Genomic DNA, 16,885 nt, shown 5'->3' on the forward strand with positions numbered 1-16,885 from the left:
TCCCCTCGTGCCGGGCCTGCGTCAGCGGAGGTCGAAGGCGGTGAGGGGGTTCCCCGACCAGATCCGGCGGGCGGCCTGCTCCGGGTAGCGGACGGTCTCCGAGCGGGCGTCCAGCACCCGGGTGAGCTGCCCGTCCGGATCGAAGGAGGGCCACCCCGGGTCGCCGGTGGTGGCGAACCGGACCCAGGCCTGCCGCAGTTCCGCCGAGACCCGGACCGCCTCCGGCGGAGGCGGGTCGCCGAGGGCGTGCCGCGCCGTCGGGCTGTCCAGGCTGCCGAAGGCGAGCGGCACGTCCAGACCGTGGCAGGCGCCGAAGACGCCGCCGAGGGCGGGGGCGGGCAGGGCGAGCTCGAAGAGGTACGAGGTGCCGCCGGCGGCCGCGTTGGCCTCGGCCAGCCGGAGGGACGGCACCCGGAACAGGGCGTCGGAGCTGACGGCTTCGAGGAGTTCGGAGGGCGTCGCGCCCGGGAGGGCGGCCCGGTAGGCGTCCGGGCCGTCCGGTGGCGGAGCGAACAGCTCCAGCGCGAGCCGGGCCTCCTCTTCGGTGAAGGTGCCGTGCCGGCCGCTGAGGACGCTGAACAGCCGGAACTCGTCCCGGGTGTGGCCGACCAGCAGCTCGACGCCGTCGGCGAGCGCCGACCACGGAGAGCCGGGCAGGACCTCGCCGTCGACCACCGGGACGGTGGCGATGCCGCTCTGCGCCAGCCGGCCCCAGCGCGGGAGGTGCTTCGGCAGCGCGGTGCCGAGTTCGGTGACCGCCGAGGCCAGGCGCCACGGGTGCACCTCGGCCAGCGCGGCGGCGGTGGGGGCCGTACCGAGCACCTTCGCGAGCTCGGCGGTGACCTCCGCGGCCAGGGCGGGCGTGCAGTGGGTGCCCGGCACGGTGTGGGCGACGGCTCGCCGGAACAGGCCGCGGGCCTGGGCCGTCGTCAGCAGGGCGGCGACCGACCCGGCTCCGGCGGACTGCCCGGCGACGGTCACCTGCGCCGGGTCTCCGCCGAACCCGGCGATGTTGCGCCGGACCCAGTGCAGGGCGGCGATCTGGTCGAGGAAGGCCCGGTTGGCCGGGGCTCCCTCCAGCAGCGCGAAACCCTCGGCGCCCACGCGGTAGTTGATGCTCACCACGACCAGCCCGGCAGAGGCCAGGGCGGTCGGGTCGTACAGCGGGTCGGCGGAGGCCCCGGAGATGAACCCGCCGCCGTGGATCCAGACCAGGACCGGCAGCCCGGCCGCGCCCGGATCGGGTGTGCAGACGTTGAGCGTCAGCCAGTCGGTGTCTTCGGACGTCCCGGGGGAATCGGTGGGCATCGGCCCGGACTGGGGGACGACGGGGCCGAAGGCGGTGGCCTCGCGGACGCCGTTCCAGGGCTCGGGCTCGACGGGGGCGGCGAAGCGCAGGACTCCGACGGGCGGCTGGGCGTAGCGGATGCCGCGGAAGACCGCGAGCTCCCGGCCCGCTTGCTGTTCCTGTCGGTGGTCCTGCCCGTGCTGCGGCTCCCAGCGGCCGCGGACGAGTCCCTCGGTGGTGCGGACGACGGGTTGCTCCGGCATGTGGACGCTCCTCCCTCGGAAGGCCTTCCACGTTATCGGTCGACGACCTGCTGCTCGCGCTCACCGGGTTCACCACGCTGCTGGAGCTGGACGTGGTCGAGCCCGCCGCCGCGCTCACGGCCGTCGACCGGTACCTGGAGCGGCTGTTCGCGCTGCCGGGGGGTGCGGGTGGGGCCGGCGGTCGTGGGTGAGGCGGCGGGTGGAGGTGACGGCGGTCCGTCCGGGGGTGCGGACCGAGGCGTGGCAGGCTACCCGGGTAGCACCGCCGCCCGCGACCAGGAGCACACCGCCATGGACCGACCCGCCGCCCTCCGCCTCGACGCCGCCGCCTCCGGACACCCGGCGGGCATCCTGGACGCCGCCGAGCAGGCCGAACGCCGGGGCATGGACCGGCTGGTGGTCGCCGAGACCGCGTACGACCCGTTCCTCCAGCTCGCCCGCGCGGCCGACCGGACCGAGTCGATCGAGCTGGCCACCGGCATCGCGGTGGCCTTCGCCCGCACCCCGATGACGCTCGCCTACCAGGCCTGGGGGCTGCACGCGGCCTCCGGCGGACGGGCCGTCATCGGGCTCGGCTCGCAGGTCAAGCCGCACATCGAGAAGCGCTTCGGGATGCCCTGGGACCGTCCGGCCGCCCGGATGCGCGAGTACGTGCACGCCGTGCGGGCGATCTGGCACAGCTGGCAGACCGGTGAACGGCTGCGTTTCCGGGGCGAGTTCTACACCCACACGGTGATGACGCCGGTGTTCTCCCCGGACCCGGTCCCGTCCGGGGTGCCGCGCATCCTGCTGGCGGGCGTCGGGCCGCTGATGACCCGGACCGCCGGGGCGGTGGCAGACGGCTTCCTCAGCCACCCGTTCTCCTCCACCGCCTACCTGGCCGAGCAGGTGCTGCCCGGCCTGACGGAGGAGCGGGCCCGGGCCGAGGCGGACGGGGCCGCATGGACGGAGCGGCCGTTCGAGGTCGTCGGCAGCGTTCTCACCGCCACCGGCCGCACCGAGGAGGAACTGGCGGCCAGCCGGGCGGCCACCCGCGAGCGGCTCGCGTTCTACGCCTCCACGCCCGCCTACCGCCCGGTGCTGGCGCAGCACGGCTGGGAGGGGCTCCAGGAGGAGCTGCACACCCACTCGGTGCGCGGGCGTTGGGCGGAGATGTCCGCGCTGATCGACGACGAGGTGTTCGACACCTTCGCGGTCTGCGGTTCGGTCGAGGAGGTCGCCCGGGAGATCCACCGCCGGTACGCGGGTCTGGTCACCCGGCTGTCCGTCAGTCTGCCCGAGGACGCCGATCCGGAGCTGGGCCTGGACGTCCTGTCGGCGGTCCGGGCGCTGGGCCGACCGGAAGCGGACGCCGGGTGATCGTGGTGGGCGGCTGATCGGGCAGGGAGTGACGAAGTCCGGGCAGATTCGTGCAACGCGTTTCCGGGGGTGAGGGCGGGCGGCAGGATCGCGGTGGCAGGCCGGGCGGTTCGGCGAGGCTCGGCGCCCGGGCCTGCCACATTGTGGGGCCTGTCGCGCCGTACGGCCCGTTGCGCCGTACGGCCTGTCATGCCTCGGCCACCCGTTGTCGATCGTGGGGGTGCCCGCGTGTCCGTGTCCGACGACCGCCCGGCCGACTACGACCTGGCGGAGTGCTGGGACCCCGTCGCGAACGCGTACGTCGACGCCCTGGCCGACCTGGACGAGTTCCTGCGCGTCTGCGCCGAGCTCACCGGCTTCGACGTACCCGAGCTGCGCGCCACCGGCATGGCGGACGAGCACCACCGCACCACGCTGGCCCACCGGGTCCGCGACGAGCATGCCCTGGTCCACCTCTGGTACGTCGGTGCCTGGCCCGGCGAGGCGCCCTCCTCCGCCCGTGCCCACGACCAGGGACTGGTCTGGCGCACCTTCCACGCCACCCCGCCCGGCGCCGCCGCCCCCGGACACGGCAGCTGGGCCGAGGCACCCCGAGGCGCCGAGGTCCCCGACGACACTGAAGTCCCGGCAGGCACCGGGGCCAGCGGAGACACCGAGGCCCGGGGAGACACCGAGGCCCGCGAAGGGGCTGAGCCATCGGGCGGAGCCGAGCCGTTGCGGGCACCCGAGGCCCCCCGACGTGCGACGGCACCGAACAACGGTGGTGAGGGCCGATGAACGCGCGCTGGGACGCCGTCGTGGTCGGAGCGGGCTTCGCCGGGACACTGGTCGCCCACCGCCTCGGCGCACAGGGCTGGCGGGTCCTCGTCCTGGAGGCCGGGCGGGCCGCTCCCACCGGCGCCGAGGCCGCCACCGCCCACCGCGCGGCCGGCGGCGGACCACCCACCTCGCCCTACCCGCACAGCTCCGAGGCGCCGTCACCCGACGTCACCGACCTCACCGGCCGCCCGGACGGGGGCTTCACCGCCACCGGCCACCTCCGCCAGTCCGGGCCGCTGCCCTACGCCAGCGGCTACCTGCGCGTCAACGGCGGCACCGGACTGCTCTGGACCGGGCTCACCCCGCGCATGCACCCCGAGGACTTCCGCACCGGCGACCTCGGCCACGGCCGCAACTGGCCGATCGGCTACCACGACCTGGAACCCCACTACCGCGAGGCCGAACGGGAACTCGGGGTCGCCGCCGATGCCGACGAGCAGCGCCGCGCCGTCGGACTGCCCGTTCCGGACGGCTACCACTACCCGATGCAAGCCATCCCGGCCAGCTATCTCGACCGGCAGCTGGCCCGCGCCCTCGACGGCCGTACCGTCCGCGACCCTGCCGTGCCCGGCCCCGCCCGGCTCGCCGTCACCGCCACCCCGCACGCCCGCAACGGCGTGCCCACCCGGCCAGGTTCCGCCGACGGACCGCTCTGCGCGGGCAGCGCCGGCTGCGTCCCGGCCTGCCCGAGCGGCGCCAAGTACACCCCGCTGCGCACCCAGGGCCGCTGGGCGGCCGGGATCGAACTGCGCACGGAGGCCGTCGTCAGCCGGGTGCTGGCCGACCCGGAGACCGGGCGGGCCGGGGCGGTCGAGTACCTCGCGGGCGGCAAGGCCCACCGGGTGGAGGCGGACCTGGTCGTCCTCGCCGCGCACGCGATCGAGAACGCCCGGCTGCTGCTCCTCTCCGGTCTGGCCAACCGCAGCGACCAGGTCGGCCGGAACCTGATGGACCACCCGGCCCTGCTCACCTGGGGGCTGATGCCCCGCCCGGTCGGCCCCTATCGCGGCCCCGGGTCCACCAGCGGCCTGGAGGCGTTCCGCTTCGGTCCCGGGCGCGACCGCCGGGCGCCGTTCCGGATCGTGATCGGCAACTGGGGCTGGTCCTGGGCGGGCGGCGCGCCGGAGGCCGAGGCGGCGGCGCTGCTCGCGGAGGGTCTGCGCGGCAAGGAGCTGCGCGAGCGGCTCGGTGACCGGCTGGGCCGCCAGTTCTCGCTCCAGTTCGAGCTGGAGCAGCCCGCCGACCCGGCCAACCGGGTCACCCTCGACCGGGACCGGCGCGACCCGCTCGGTCTGCCCGCTCCGGTCGTCCGCTACGACCTCTCGGAGTACGTCCGCGACGGGATGGCCTCCGCCCGGGCCGTCTCCGACCAGCTGTTCGCGCTGCTCGGCGCCGAGGACCACACCGCCTACCCGGCGCCCGGATGGCCGGGGCGGCTCGAACACCGGGGAGCCGTCCACGGCTACCGGGGCTCCGGCCACGGGGGCGGCACCCACATCATGGGCGACTCGCCCGCGAACTCGGTCGTGGACCACTGGCAGCGCTGCTGGGACCACCCCAACCTGTACGCCGTCGGCTGCGGCTCGATGCCCTCCCTCGGCACCTCCAACCCCTCGCTCACCATGGCCGCCCTCGCGCTGCGCAGCGCCGAGCGGATGCACCGCGACCTGCTGGAGCTGCACCGCCCGGCAGTCGTGCCGAGCCCGGCCGCCTCCCGTACCCCTGTACCGCCCTCGCCGTCCCCCTCGCCCCTGCCCTCGCTCTCGTCCTCGTCCTCGTCCTCGGAGCCCTCATGACCGGCCTGCCGCTGCCGCCCGTACCGGAGCCGTACCACCTGCCCTTCCACTACGGCGCGCTGCACAACATCGGCGTCGACTACCTGGTCGACCGCGCGCGGGCGCGCGAACTGCTCGCCAAGCGTCACCCGGGGCTGAACGTCGCCGCCTTCGACGGCGGGGCCTGCGTCTCGCTCAACTACCAGCTCTACTTCGCCCAGTATCCGAACGGCGGCGGCATCACCCAGGAGCTGGAGATCAACCTGATCGCCCACCCGCTCTTCGCCGAGGAACGGATGCCGGTGGTCAACTACGGCCAGTACGCCAGGGGTTACGACCAGACCAAGCTGCTCGGCATCGCCCGGCTGCACGTGCTCTGCGACAACCCCTCGGCCATCGACGCCGGGCGCCGGCTGTACGCCGAGCCCAAGCACCCGGGCTGGTTCGAGACCACCCTGCCCTCCCTCAACGCGCCGGCCGTGCGCGAACGCTGGTCGGTCTCCTGCCGTCGGGCCACCCTGGGAGCCGACGGACTGAGGCGCCACGAGGAGGAACTCCTGGCCCTGGACGTGAACCTGGTCGGCCTCACCCCCGAGTCGGTCAACAACACCCCGATCACCGGCTACGGCACCGACGACGAGGGCAAGCTGCTGGCCGGGCCGCTCAACGTCTACCAGCCCTACCGCTACTACGCCCTGGACGACCGCACCGCAGAACGCGTCCGGCTCGACCTCGGCAACCCCGCCGAGGCGTCCGCCCGCGACCTCGGCCACCTGATCGCCGACGCCCCGGCCGCCGGGGTCTGGACCTACCAGTCCCCGCCGGTCGCCGCCCACAACCGGGCCTACTACGTCCGATGACGGGCCCGGTGTTCGCCCCGGGCAGCACCGCCGTGGGGCGGGACGTCGCCTGCGGCCGGGTCCGGTCGGCCATGCCGTACACCGTCCTCGCGGACGACGGGGTCACCCTGACCCTCACCGCCCGCCCGGGCACGGAGACCCTGGCCCCGGCCGGCTGGACGCTGCGGCCCGAGGGACCGCTGCCCACCCTCCCGGCCACTGCCCTCAGCACCCCTGCCGAAGGGGACTGAGGGTGGGTCGGCCGCCTGCTAGGGTCGCGCCTCGACGTGAACGACACGGACGCGGCGGGACGCGATGGATTCGACGGACACGATGGACGACGCCGAGGCGCTCAAGCACCTCCACGACGGCGGGGACTACCTGCGGCTGGCCGAGCGGACCTCGAATCCGGACGTCCTGCGCCGGCTTGCGCAGGGGGAGTACTCGTTCGTCTGGCGCGCGATCGCCTCGAATGCCGCCGCACCCACCGACCTGCTGGCCTCGCTGTCAACCCGGCGCAACAGCACGTGGAACGACAACTGCCTCCTTCGGTTGATCGCCGCCCACCCGGCCCTCACGGGTGCGGCGTTGGGTGGTCTGGCCGATCTCGTGGGCGACCGGCTGGCGGAGGGCGACCGCCCGTTCGCGGCGGTGCTGGCGCTGGCCCGCCGACCTGAGCTGCCGGCCGAACGGCTGCACCGGCTCGGTCGGCAGCCCGGGGCCTCGGCCAGGCTGCGCCGGGGGATCACCCGGGCGCTGGCGGAGCGCCCGGGCCGCTGAGCGCGGCCGGGACCGGGCCGGCCGTGGTGGCCGCCGGCGCCCGCGACCAGCGGCCGGCGAGGACGGTGCCGACGATCAGCTGGAGCTGGTGGTAGAGCATCAACGGCAGCACCATCAGCCCGGCTTGCGCTCCGAACAGGACGGCGGCCATCGGCAGGCCGTTGGCCAGGCTCTTCTGTGAACCGCACAGCACCGCCGCCACGGTGGCCGGGCGGTCGAGCCCCAGCAGCCGGGCGCCGAGCCCGGTGGCCGCCAGGGCGGCGGCCAGCAGGGCGAGCAGCACCGCGAGCAGTCCGAGCAGCGCGAGGGGGGTGGCCAGGCCCCAGATGCCCTGGGACACCGCCGCGCTGAACGCCGTGTAGACGACCAGCAGGATCGAGCCGCGATCCACCGGGGTGAGCACCCGCTTGTGCCGGGACAGCAGCCCGCCGAGCCACGGCCGCGACAACTGCCCGAGCAGGAACGGCGCGAGCAGCTGCAGCCCGATCCGCAGCAGCCCGTCCGCGGACAGCGCGGTGTGCGAACCCAGCAGCCAGGCCGCCAGCAGCGGCGTCAGCACCAGCCCCGCCAGACTGGAGTAGGTGCCCGCGCAGATCGCCGCCGGAACGTTGCCCCCGGCGGCGCCGGTGAGCGCTACCGAGGACTGCACCGTGGAGGGCACCAGACAGAGGAACAGCACCCCGGTCTGCAACGCCCCGGTCAGCGGGACGGGCGTGAGCAGCGCGGTGGCCAGCCCGAGCAGCGGGAAGAGGACGAAGGTGGCGACCAGCACCAGCCCGTGCAGCCGCAGGTGGCGCAGCCCTGCCAGCGTCTCGCGGGTGGAGAGCCGGGCGCCGTAGAGGAAGAACAGCAGCGCCACCGCGAGGTCGCAGGCGGCCCCGGCGACCCGGGCCAAGGCGCCCGAGGCCGGGAACAACGCGGCCAGCCCGACCGTCCCGGCCAGCGCCGCCATGTACGGGTCCGGCCGGCGGAGCAGCAGCCCGCGGGAGCGGGGCCGGGGGCCGCGTCGCGACTGCGTTCGGTCCCCGCGCGCCCGGAGCCCTGGTGGCTGCTCCGGGCGCGCCAGGCGGTCGGTCACGGGCCGCCTCCCGTCACCGGGTGGAGCGAGGGCCCGGACGAGGACCCCGGCCCGAGCAGGCCGCCCACCAGCGAACCGGCACCGTCGTGGTCGCTGCCCGCCGAACCGCTGCCGTTCTGGAGGTTGGCCGTCCGGTCGACCTCCAGCCAGGAGTCGGCGTTCGAGTTGTCCACGACCGTGATCAGCCCACCGCCGGCCGCCGCCGGCGACGCGGCGCCCGCGAGCAGGGCACAGGCCCCGGCCAGACCCAGCGCGGTGGCCCGCAGGGCGGCGGCCGGCGAGGACGGGGCGGGCCCGCGCAGCCCGGCACTCATGCCGTCACCGCCATCAGCCCGCGGGAGCGCGAGACGTTCCGCTCCAGCAGTTCGGTGGACTCCCGCACGCCGACCTGCTCCCGCCCCCCGGCCGGCGTGGGCAGCCGGCCGTCGTCCTTCTTCAGCCCGGCCAGCGCCTCGTCCATCGCCCGGTGCGCGGCGAACAGGCACGGCGTGCTGTAGATGGCCACGTCCACCCCCAGGCCCGACAGCTCCGAGAGCGACAGCCGGGGCGACTTGCCGCCCGCGATCTGGTTGAACAGCAGCGGCTTGTCGCCGACCACCCGGCGGATCCGGCGGATCCACTCCTCGCTGCGCACGCCGTCCACCAGCACCACGTCGGCGTCGGTGGCGGCGAGCGCCCGGGCCCGGCGCAGGATGTCGTCCTCCTCGGTGGCGTCGGTGCGCGCGACCACCACCAGGTCCGTCCGGTTGGCGAGGACCAGCTCCAGCTTCTCCAGGTACTCCTCCAGCGGCAGCACCAGCTTGCCGTCCGCGTGCCCGCAGCGGCGCGGCCGCTTCTGGTCCTCCAGGATCACGCCCGACGCGCCGATCCGTTCGAGCCTGCGCACGACGTGGCAGGCCACCTCCGGATCGACGTAGCCGTCGTCGATGTCGACCAGCAGGTGGTGCCGGGGGAAGGCGCCGCGCAGCCGCTCGACGAAGCCCACCATGTCGGGCCAGGCGATGAAACCGATGTCGGGCAGCCCGTAGTAGGAGGCTGCGAAGCCGAAGCCGGAGACGAACATGCCGTCGTAGTGCTCGGCCGCGATGGAGGCCGAGTACATGTCGTAGACGCCGATCAGCGGCGTCGTCCCCGGGCCCGCGATCTCCGTGCGCAGCCGCTGCCCGGGGTTGTCCGATGCCGTGTTTCCGTGGAACAAGGTCTTCTCCTCACTGGGGATGACTTTGCCTGAACTTGGTGTTCACCAGACCGAACTGAGGTGTCATCACTATGTGCCCTTTAATGTTCCGTGGGCAAATCTTTAAATGAGGTTCACTCATTAGAGTGAGGGTGCGGAGAAAATCCGAAAGCCCGACAATATGGTCATCCGCCATGGGCTGGCGCTGCGACGGCCGGGGCGGTCGGCACGAGTCGGGAGTTGACGGCCGGGCTGGTGGTCACCGGCGTCGGTGCGGGGGCTGGAGGGGCCGGGCCGGCGGTGTTCGCGGTCTGGCCCGGCGGCCGGGAGTGTCGGCCGGGGTGCCGATCGCCGCCGCGGTGGCGGGGTGCTCGGCGCGGGGTGCGCGCGTGGGTGTGCGGGGCGAAGGCGGTGCCGGGGCCCGGCCGGTGAGGGGCGGGCCCCGGCGAGGGGTCAGGCGTTCGCGACCGGGGGAGCGGCGCGGCGTTCGCGCAGCGTCCGGAGCATCCGGCGGGTGGCCTTGGTCGCCACCGGGGGCAGCAGCTCCAGGGCGATCCGGCGGGAGGTGGAGCGCTGGACCGGGGCCTTGACCTGGTAGTTGAGGCGCAGTACCCGGGCGCCGGCGATGGTGTCCTCGTCGACGGTGTACCCCTCGGCCCGCCAGTCGCGCTCCCGCAGGACCGCCTGGGCGGCCGCCGCGTCGCCCCAGGTGCCGTAGAACTTCATCGGGGTGAGCAGGACCGGCCGCAGCCCGCCGGTGAAGACGGCCTCCCAGACCGCGGCGGAGACGCCCGGGGTGTGCTCGGAGCGGTAGTCGTCCAGGGCGACCAGGCCGTTCTCGGTGAGCGCGGCGCGGGCCACGGCGATGTCCCCGGCGACGTGCTCGTAGAGGTGGGAGGCGTCGACGTGGACGAAGCGGCAGCTGCCCGTCCGGATGCGGCCGTCGGCCAGCACCGAGGTCGGGGCCTGCACTATCTCGGGCAGCGCGCCGTGGAAGGCGAGGTAGTTGGCCTCGAAGGCGCTGCGGGTGAGGGTCTTGCGGTAGGACATGTTCATCTCGGCGGCGTTCTCGGCGTCGCCCGCCTCGGAGTCGAACAGGTCGCAGACCGTCAGCCGCTCGCCCGGCTGCAGGTGGTCGCCGAGCAGGACGGCGCTGCGGCCGAGGTAGCTGCCGAGCTCCAGGATGTCGCCGGTGGCGCCGGCCGCGCTCTGGGCGGACAGCAGGTGGCTGAAGGCGGCCCGGTCGAGGCTGAAGAACCAGCCGGGAATGTCGTCCCGCTTCAGCGGCGCGGAGTGGACTGCGGGCTCGACCGCGGTCTCGGAAGTGGGCACGGCGGCCTCCAGGGGGACGGCGGGGCGCGGTGGCGGATCACGCCGCGGAGGGGACGCCGAGGACGTGAGGCGGATCATCATAGCGATGCCGGGGCCGGGTGGAGCCAGATGCGGAACCGCCTGAATCCGGTTTTTCGATCGACGTTCGGCAGGGGCATGCGCCTTCGTCTCCGCTTCCGATGGGCCTGTACGCCTCAAGGCGTGTCTGGTAATTGATCGTGTGGCAGGTCGGGACGGGTTGACGGACGCGGCATGGGGGCGGATGGAGTCCCTGTCGCCGTAGGCGGACGGGCGTCGGCGTCCGTGGCGTGATCACCGGTGCGTGGCCAACGGGGTGCTGTGGCGGCTGCGGACGGGGGCTCCATGACGCGACCTCCTGGAGGGACGCAGGCCGTGGCAGACCGTCTGCGAGCGGTTCGCCCGCTGGGAGGTGGACGGCACTGGGCGAAGCTGCCGGAGTGCGTCCAGGTCCGCGACGGCGCAGTGGGCCGGGTCGACGGTCGCCGGACGCCTGGTCAACCGGGCCCACCGGCACACCGCGGGCGCCCGCAAGAGGGAGCCCAGGGGGCGCGCCGGAAGGTTCGGGCAGCTTGCGGGAGGCGCCTCAAGCGGTTCGGTGCGATCGCCACGGGCTTCGACGGACTCGCCGACCGCTTCCGCGCCGGAGTCGTCCTTGCCGCTCTGATCCTCGGGCTGCGCGAACCAATCAGATGATCATTTGTTGGACGGGCCGTAGTGTTCCGAGGCCTGTGAATCCGCCGGTGTGACGGGGGTTTCCGAGGACCTCGCCCGTCCCGGTCGCTCCAAGTCCGCGATGGTCGCCGTCAGCCAGGCCCGCTCGGCCGCCGTGGAGGCCCGGGCGACGAGCAGCATCCCGCGCCGGAAGGGGTTCGGCTCCCGCTCGGCGGTCACCGGTTGCCCCGCTCCGTCGTAGAAGAAGCTGCTCGGCGCGTCCAGGAAGGCCAGCCGGCGGCGGAGGACGGCGGCCTGCCGGGTCGGGTCGGCGAGGTGGTGCAGGAAGGCGGTGAGGGTGAAGAAGCGGATCTGGTCGGTGATCTCGGCCTGCTCCGGGTCGGTCAGCCGGCGCAGCAGCTCGGCCTGTCCCTGCGCCGTCAGCTCCAGGGTCTGCCGCGGTGCGGCGCCGCTGCCGGGTTCGGTGCGGCGGTGTAGCAGCCCGGCCTGCTCCGGGAGTGCGTCGACGGTGTCACCGGCGTGTGACGGTCCGGGCATTGCTCACGGTCGGTGTTCAGCACGGTCCGCTGCACGCGGCCCGTGCGCCCGGCCGTGGGCGGTGTCCACTCGCGCTCGGGAGGATGCTCCGGGCAGAATCGACCGCATGGACGATGGCGGCGAGTCCGCCTGCTGGCTGGACCGGGTGTGCCCGGAGTGCGGACGGCCGCGCGAACGGCCCGGACCGGCGCCCTGCGAGAACTGCGGCGCGGGCGGCGACGGCCGGGAAGGCGACGAAGGCCTTCCCGGGACGGAACCCCCGGACCTTCCCCGGACGGGACCCCCGGACGGCGGACCCCCGGACGACTGACCCCGGACGCCGGGAAGACCGAACCCTGGTCCGGCCGCCCGGCCGGACCAGGGCGGTGGGACCGGTCGGACGGGCCGGGTACGGTGCCCCGCGGAACCCGCTACTGCGGGGGCGGCGGCTGGTCGCGGAACTGGTTCTTGAGCTGCTCCTCGGCGGTGTCCACCTGACCGCTGTACTTGCCCTGGGTGCGTTCGTCGACGGCGTCGCCCGTTTTGTCGACGGCCTTCTCGGCGTGCTCCTCGTGGCCCTTCAGCAGGCTCTTGAGCTTATCCATCATGGACATCTGGTCACACTCCTGGATGAGACGCCCCCACCCCTCCAATATCGCCGCACGTGCTGCGGGGCGCATCCGCGCGGTGTGCGTAAAGGCTTGGCAACGGGATTCCGATCATGTCAAATCATGACCTCACGGCCCGTCGGAAGGAGTTGCCTTGATGCTGCGTACCCGTCGCTCCACCTCCCCGCTCGACCGTCCCACCCCGTACGACCGCGCCACCACTCCAGGGCGCCCGCGAACCGCCGCCACCCGGCGTGGCGCGGGCGCCGCCCTGACCGTCGCCGCCCTGGTCACCCCGCTGCTGCTGGCCGGCGCGGGCACCGCCTCGGCCGACCCGGACCCGGCGCGCAAGGGCGCCAAGCTGGCCTCCCGGCTGGTCGAGGCGAGCAGAGCCCGGGACGCCCGGGCCACCCTGGCCGCGCTCCAGCTGATCGCGGACCGCAACGGCGGTACCCGGGTGGCCGGTTCGACGGGGCACGACCAGTCCGCGCAGTACGTCTACGAGCAGGCGCGGCGGGCCGGACTCGAGGTGTCCCAGCAGGAATTCGTGTACACCTTCTTCGAGGCCCGCTCGGAGCGCCTCGACGTGGTCTCCCCGAAGGCCGAGTCGGTGCCGGTGATCGCCATGACGTACTCGGTGAGCGGCCCGGAGGCGGGCCTGACCGCGGACCTGGCGATCGCTCCGGTCAGCGCCACCACCGGCTGCACGCCCGCCGACTACCCGGCGGGCGCCTTCACGGGCAAGATCGCCCTGATTCGGCGCGGCGGGTGCAGCTTCGCCGAGAAGCAGGCCGCCGCGGCCGGTGCGGGCGCCGCCGGGGCGATCGTCTACAACAACACCGAGGGCAACCTCAACGGGACGCTCAGCGAGCCGACGGCCGGGAGGATCCCGACCGGCGGGATCACCAAGGCCGCCGGCGAGGCCCTGGCCGCCGAGGCCGCTGCCGGGCCCGTCCGGGTGACCCTGGACATCCGCACCTTCATGGAGCCGCGCAAGACCTGGAACGTCATCGCCGAGACCCGCGACGGCGACCCGGCCCACACCGTGATGGTCGGCGCGCACCTCGACTCCGTCCCCGAGGGGCCGGGCATCAACGACAACGGCTCGGGCTCGGCCGGCATCCTGGAGGTCGCGAAGAACCTCAGTGTGCACCCGGTGAAGAACAAGGTCAGGTTCGCCTGGTGGTCGGCCGAGGAATTCGGCCTCAAGGGCGCCGAGACGTACGTGAACTCCCTCTCCGACGCGGAGCGGAAGAAGATCAGCCTGTACCTCAACTTCGACATGATCGCATCCCCCAACTACGCACAGTTCGTCTACAACGGCTCCGGCAGCGCCGGCGGCGGCGCGGGCCCCGAGGGCTCGGCGCAGCTGGAGCGGGACATCAACGGCTACCTGGAAGGCCGGGGCCTGCCGCACGACCCGACCGCCTTCAACGGCCGCTCCGACTACGGTCCGTTCATCGACGCGGGCATCCCGGCGGGTGGCACCGACACCGGCGCCGAGAAGGTCAAGTCACCGGAGCAGGCGGCCCGTTACGGCGGCACGGCCGGCGTCGCGTACGACGCGTGCTACCACAAGGCCTGCGACGACCTGGGCAACATCGACATGGGCGCCTTCGACGTCAACATCGACGTGATCGCGAACGCCGTCGGCACCTACGCCTGGGACCTGTCCTCGCTGCACAAGCCCGTCCCGGCCCAGCGCCCGGCCGCGAAGACGGCGCCCGCGGCCGGTGTGGCCGGTACCGGCGGAACGGGCGGCGGCCGCTCCCACGGGGTGACGGCCTGACGCCCGGGTGGGCCCGCCGCCGCTCCCGGTCGGCGGGCCCACCCGACCACCGTGCGCGACTGCTCCACCCGGGCCCCCTCCGTCATCGCCCCTGGTGGCTGCGGGTGCGGTCACCGTGGCGGAAGAGCACTGACAAATCCGGCCCCGGGCCGGTACGGTGCCGCGCGGAGCGCATCCGCCGAGACCCGGTGGGTGCGCCGAGCCCGGTCCTGACACCATGGGACCGAGATCACGACACCGTGACACCCTCGGAGGAGTCAGCAACATGAGCACGCACTACGACGTCGTCGTCCTCGGCGCGGGCCCCGGCGGCTACACCGCCGCCGTCCGCTCGGCCCAGCTGGGTCTGAAGGTCGCGGTCATCGAGGCCAAGTACTGGGGCGGCGTCTGCCTCAACGTCGGCTGCATCCCCTCCAAGGCCCTGCTGCGCAACGCCGAGCTCGCCCACATCTTCACCAAGGAGGCCAAGACCTTCGGCATCAAGGTCGAGGGCCAGGTGACCTTCGACTTCGGCGAGGCGTTCCGCCGCAGCCGCTCGGTGGCCGACGGCCGGGTCAAGGGCGTCCACTACCTGATGAAGAAGAACGGCATCACCGAGTACGACGGCTGGGGCACCTTCGTCGACGACCACACCCTCCAGGTCGCGCTGAGCGGCGGCGGCTTCGAGGTCGTCACCTTCGGCCACTGCATCATCGCGGCCGGCGCCACCACCCGACTGCTGCCCGGTACCAGCCTGAGCGACCGCGTGGTCACCTATGAGGAGCAGATCCTCACCGAGCAGCTGCCGGAGAGCATCATCATCGCGGGCGCCGGTGCGATCGGCGTCGAGTTCGCCTACGTGCTGCACAACTACGGCGTGAAGGTCACCATCGTCGAGTTCCTGGACCGCGTGGTGCCGCTGGAGGACGTCGAGGTCTCCACCGAACTCGCCAAGCAGTACCGCAAGCTGGGCATCGAGGTGCTCACCTCCACCCGGGTCGAGTCGATCGACGACAGCGACCCGAACGCCAAGGTCCGGGTCGCCGTCACCAAGGACGGCCAGCAGCAGGTGCTGGAGGCCGACAAGGTGCTCCAGGCGATCGGTTTCGCGCCGCGGGTCAACGGCTACGGCCTGGAGAACACCGGGGTCAAGCTCACCGACCGCAACGCCATCGCGGTGGACGGCCGCGGCCGCACCAGCGTCGACCACATCTTCGCGATCGGCGACGTCACCGCCAAGCTGATGCTCGCGCACGCCGCCGAGACGATGGCCGTGATCGCCGCCGAGACCATCGGCGGGGCGGAGACCATGGAGGTCGACTTCGTCATGATCCCGCGCGCCACCTACTGCCAGCCGCAGATCGCCTCCTTCGGCTACACCGAGGCGCAGGCCCGCGAGCTGGGCTACGACGTCAAGGTCGCCAAGTTCCCGTTCACCGCCAACGGCAAGGCACACGGCCTCGGCCACCCGATCGGTTTCGTCAAGGTCATCAGCGACAACACGCACGGTGAGCTGCTCGGCGCCCACCTGATCGGCCCCGAGGTCACCGAGCTGCTGCCGGAGCTGACCCTGGCCCAGCAGTGGGACCTGACCGTCCACGAGGTCGCCCGCAACGTGCACGCCCACCCGACCCTGGGCGAGGCGGTCAAGGAGGCCATCCACGGCCTCGCCGGGCACATGATCAACATGTGACGCACCGGCCCCGAGCGCACCGCGCCCCCGTCGAGCGACCGCTCGGCGGGGACGCGGCGGGCCGTCAGGTGTGCCCGGCGATCAGGCCGAGCCGGCCGTCGAAGCGCCGGTAGAGCACCCGGCCGCGTCCGCTGGCCGGGTGCGCGAAGAACAGGAACGGCAGCTCCGCGCCCGCCAGCCGGTCGACGGCCTGTGCCTCCGTCAGCCGGGGTGCGCCGTACGGGCTGAGGGTGATCGGCGAGGTCCGTCGGCCGGCCGGGCCCGCGGGGACGGTACGGGCGAGGCGGTAGCCGGTCGGCCCGACCCGGTAGACCACGGCGTCGGTCTCGGTCGCCGGATCGGTGAACAGGTGGATGTCGTAGTCCATCGCGTCCATGGTCCGGGCGGCGGCCTCCGGCGAACACCACACCAGCGAGGGCTCCTTGCGCCGGACCACCCACGGCTCGCGGACGGGTTCGCCGCCCGGCCCGGTGGGGGCAGCCGTGCGGTGGCCCGGCCAGGGGAGCGGCGCCCAGGCCTCGGAGACGGCCCTGATCCTGGTGCGCAGCGCGTCGCTCACCCGGTCGAGCGAGTCGCCCAGCCCGGCCGTGGCCTCCTGGACGCGGATCCGTCGGCCGTCCACCTCGGCGTTCACCTGCGCCAGCACGCCTCCGGCCACGGCCGCGAGCCGGATCCGCAGCCCCTCCACCAGGGTCCCCACCCCCGGAGCCGCCGCCGCGGCGGCCACCCGGGCCCGCGCCTCGGTCAGGACCTCGCCGGTCAGTCCCTCGAACGCCCTCACCGTGACCAACTCGCCCATCCCCAGGCCCTTCCACTCCCAGCCGGCGCATACCGGCGACCAGGATCCCGGCCCCCCGGCCGCGCGGCCAGGGCCCAACGGCCCCACCTCGGGGGTCG

The 16,885-nt window shown here is 73.8% G+C and carries 16 protein-coding genes and 1 pseudogene; 9 read left to right on the forward strand and 8 right to left on the reverse strand.

The window, feature by feature from the left end; translation table 11 throughout:
* Nucleotides 1-21 precede the first annotated feature (21 nt).
* Complete coding sequence (locus AB0O11_RS09485) at nt 22-1,551, reverse strand: carboxylesterase family protein (protein ID WP_363383635.1); 1,530 nt, start codon at nt 1,549-1,551, stop codon at nt 22-24.
* A gap of 291 nt (nt 1,552-1,842) precedes the next feature.
* On the opposite strand from AB0O11_RS09485, the gene AB0O11_RS09490 reads away from it, so the two are divergent.
* The 6 genes from AB0O11_RS09490 (at nt 1,843) to AB0O11_RS09515 (ending at nt 7,123) form a co-directional block, all read left to right on the forward strand.
* Nucleotides 1,843-2,910, forward strand: a complete 1,068-nt coding sequence (locus AB0O11_RS09490) for a TIGR03617 family F420-dependent LLM class oxidoreductase (protein WP_363383636.1) — start codon at nt 1,843-1,845, stop codon at nt 2,908-2,910.
* 228 nt (nt 2,911-3,138) lie between these two features.
* Complete coding sequence (locus AB0O11_RS09495) at nt 3,139-3,687, forward strand: hypothetical protein (RefSeq protein ID WP_363383638.1); 549 nt, start codon at nt 3,139-3,141, stop codon at nt 3,685-3,687.
* Complete coding sequence (locus tag AB0O11_RS09500) at nt 3,684-5,525, forward strand: GMC family oxidoreductase (protein ID WP_363383639.1); 1,842 nt, start codon at nt 3,684-3,686, stop codon at nt 5,523-5,525. Before AB0O11_RS09495 ends, AB0O11_RS09500 begins: the two co-directional genes overlap by 4 nt.
* Entirely contained in the window at nt 5,522-6,364 is an 843-nt protein-coding gene (locus tag AB0O11_RS09505) for a hypothetical protein (RefSeq protein WP_363383641.1), read from the forward strand. The genes AB0O11_RS09500 and AB0O11_RS09505 overlap by 4 nt, the downstream gene beginning before the upstream one ends.
* Complete coding sequence (locus AB0O11_RS09510) at nt 6,361-6,594, forward strand: hypothetical protein (RefSeq protein WP_363383643.1); 234 nt, start codon at nt 6,361-6,363, stop codon at nt 6,592-6,594. Before AB0O11_RS09505 ends, AB0O11_RS09510 begins: the two co-directional genes overlap by 4 nt.
* 64 nt (nt 6,595-6,658) lie before the next feature.
* Nucleotides 6,659-7,123, forward strand: coding sequence for a hypothetical protein (locus AB0O11_RS09515; RefSeq protein ID WP_363383645.1), 465 nt, complete (start codon nt 6,659-6,661; stop codon nt 7,121-7,123).
* Here AB0O11_RS09515 and AB0O11_RS09520 read toward each other — a convergent pair.
* The 4 genes from AB0O11_RS09520 to AB0O11_RS09535 form a co-directional block, all read right to left on the reverse strand.
* Nucleotides 7,089-8,075 carry a bile acid:sodium symporter family protein gene (locus AB0O11_RS09520; RefSeq protein ID WP_363383992.1) on the reverse strand — a complete coding sequence of 329 codons (987 nt, stop codon included), beginning with the start codon at nt 8,073-8,075 and terminating at the stop codon, nt 7,089-7,091. The two genes, AB0O11_RS09515 and AB0O11_RS09520, sit on opposite strands and share 35 nt — an antisense overlap.
* A gap of 122 nt (nt 8,076-8,197) precedes the next feature.
* Nucleotides 8,198-8,515 carry a hypothetical protein gene (locus AB0O11_RS09525; protein ID WP_363383647.1) on the reverse strand — a complete coding sequence of 106 codons (318 nt, stop codon included), beginning with the start codon at nt 8,513-8,515 and terminating at the stop codon, nt 8,198-8,200.
* Nucleotides 8,512-9,399 (reverse strand): isocitrate lyase/PEP mutase family protein, encoded by an 888-nt coding sequence (locus AB0O11_RS09530; protein ID WP_363383649.1) that lies wholly within the window; start codon nt 9,397-9,399, stop codon nt 8,512-8,514. Before AB0O11_RS09530 ends, AB0O11_RS09525 begins: the two co-directional genes overlap by 4 nt.
* Before the next feature lie 432 nt (nt 9,400-9,831).
* Nucleotides 9,832-10,710, reverse strand: coding sequence for a class I SAM-dependent methyltransferase (locus AB0O11_RS09535; RefSeq protein WP_363383651.1), 879 nt, complete (start codon nt 10,708-10,710; stop codon nt 9,832-9,834).
* Nucleotides 10,711-10,930: 220 nt separating this feature from the next.
* Here AB0O11_RS09535 and AB0O11_RS09540 point away from each other — a divergent pair.
* A pseudogene (locus AB0O11_RS09540) lies at nt 10,931-11,266 on the forward strand (transposase); the annotation flags it as partial.
* Between the two features lie 158 nt (nt 11,267-11,424).
* Here the strand turns inward: AB0O11_RS09540 and AB0O11_RS09545 are convergent.
* Together AB0O11_RS09545 and AB0O11_RS09550 are read right to left on the reverse strand one after the other, a co-directional pair.
* A complete protein-coding gene (locus AB0O11_RS09545; RefSeq protein WP_363383653.1) occupies nt 11,425-11,940 on the reverse strand; it encodes a PadR family transcriptional regulator in 516 nt (171 codons plus the stop codon).
* A gap of 410 nt (nt 11,941-12,350) precedes the next feature.
* Nucleotides 12,351-12,533, reverse strand: coding sequence for an antitoxin (locus AB0O11_RS09550; protein WP_363383655.1), 183 nt, complete (start codon nt 12,531-12,533; stop codon nt 12,351-12,353).
* 151 nt (nt 12,534-12,684) lie between these two features.
* Here AB0O11_RS09550 and AB0O11_RS09555 point away from each other — a divergent pair, with 151 nt between their 5' ends.
* Together AB0O11_RS09555 and lpdA are read left to right on the forward strand one after the other, a co-directional pair.
* A complete protein-coding gene (locus AB0O11_RS09555; protein WP_363383657.1) occupies nt 12,685-14,316 on the forward strand; it encodes a M28 family metallopeptidase in 1,632 nt (543 codons plus the stop codon).
* Between the two features lie 265 nt (nt 14,317-14,581).
* Nucleotides 14,582-15,988: a dihydrolipoyl dehydrogenase gene (lpdA, locus tag AB0O11_RS09560; protein WP_363383659.1), complete on the forward strand. Its 1,407-nt coding sequence runs from the start codon at nt 14,582-14,584 to the stop codon at nt 15,986-15,988.
* 64 nt (nt 15,989-16,052) lie between these two features.
* Here lpdA and AB0O11_RS09565 read toward each other — a convergent pair whose 3' ends face one another.
* On the reverse strand, nt 16,053-16,787 hold the full coding sequence (locus AB0O11_RS09565; protein ID WP_363383661.1) for a sigma 54 modulation/S30EA ribosomal C-terminal domain-containing protein: 735 nt from the start codon (nt 16,785-16,787) through the stop codon (nt 16,053-16,055).
* Nucleotides 16,788-16,885: the final 98 nt, after the last annotated feature.

The sequence above is a fragment of the Kitasatospora sp. NPDC093102 genome (assembly GCF_040683915.1).
Lineage (GTDB): Bacteria > Actinomycetota > Actinomycetes > Streptomycetales > Streptomycetaceae > Kitasatospora.

Bases quoted from the DNA above. Each gene is read 5' to 3' on its own strand.
- AB0O11_RS09485 (WP_363383635.1), bottom strand. From the start codon at position 1,551: ATGCCGGAGCAACCCGTCGTCCGCACCACCGAGGGACTCGTCCGCGGC.
- AB0O11_RS09490 (WP_363383636.1), top strand. From the start codon at position 1,843: ATGGACCGACCCGCCGCCCTCCGCCTCGACGCCGCCGCCTCCGGACAC.
- AB0O11_RS09500 (WP_363383639.1), top strand. From the start codon at position 3,684: ATGAACGCGCGCTGGGACGCCGTCGTGGTCGGAGCGGGCTTCGCCGGG.
- AB0O11_RS09505 (WP_363383641.1), top strand. From the start codon at position 5,522: ATGACCGGCCTGCCGCTGCCGCCCGTACCGGAGCCGTACCACCTGCCC.
- AB0O11_RS09510 (WP_363383643.1), top strand. From the start codon at position 6,361: ATGACGGGCCCGGTGTTCGCCCCGGGCAGCACCGCCGTGGGGCGGGAC.
- AB0O11_RS09515 (WP_363383645.1), top strand. From the start codon at position 6,659: ATGGATTCGACGGACACGATGGACGACGCCGAGGCGCTCAAGCACCTC.
- AB0O11_RS09520 (WP_363383992.1), bottom strand. From the start codon at position 8,075: ATGGCGGCGCTGGCCGGGACGGTCGGGCTGGCCGCGTTGTTCCCGGCC.
- AB0O11_RS09525 (WP_363383647.1), bottom strand. From the start codon at position 8,515: ATGAGTGCCGGGCTGCGCGGGCCCGCCCCGTCCTCGCCGGCCGCCGCC.
- AB0O11_RS09545 (WP_363383653.1), bottom strand. From the start codon at position 11,940: ATGCCCGGACCGTCACACGCCGGTGACACCGTCGACGCACTCCCGGAG.
- AB0O11_RS09550 (WP_363383655.1), bottom strand. From the start codon at position 12,533: ATGTCCATGATGGATAAGCTCAAGAGCCTGCTGAAGGGCCACGAGGAG.
- AB0O11_RS09555 (WP_363383657.1), top strand. From the start codon at position 12,685: ATGCTGCGTACCCGTCGCTCCACCTCCCCGCTCGACCGTCCCACCCCG.
- lpdA (WP_363383659.1), top strand. From the start codon at position 14,582: ATGAGCACGCACTACGACGTCGTCGTCCTCGGCGCGGGCCCCGGCGGC.
- AB0O11_RS09565 (WP_363383661.1), bottom strand. From the start codon at position 16,787: ATGGGCGAGTTGGTCACGGTGAGGGCGTTCGAGGGACTGACCGGCGAG.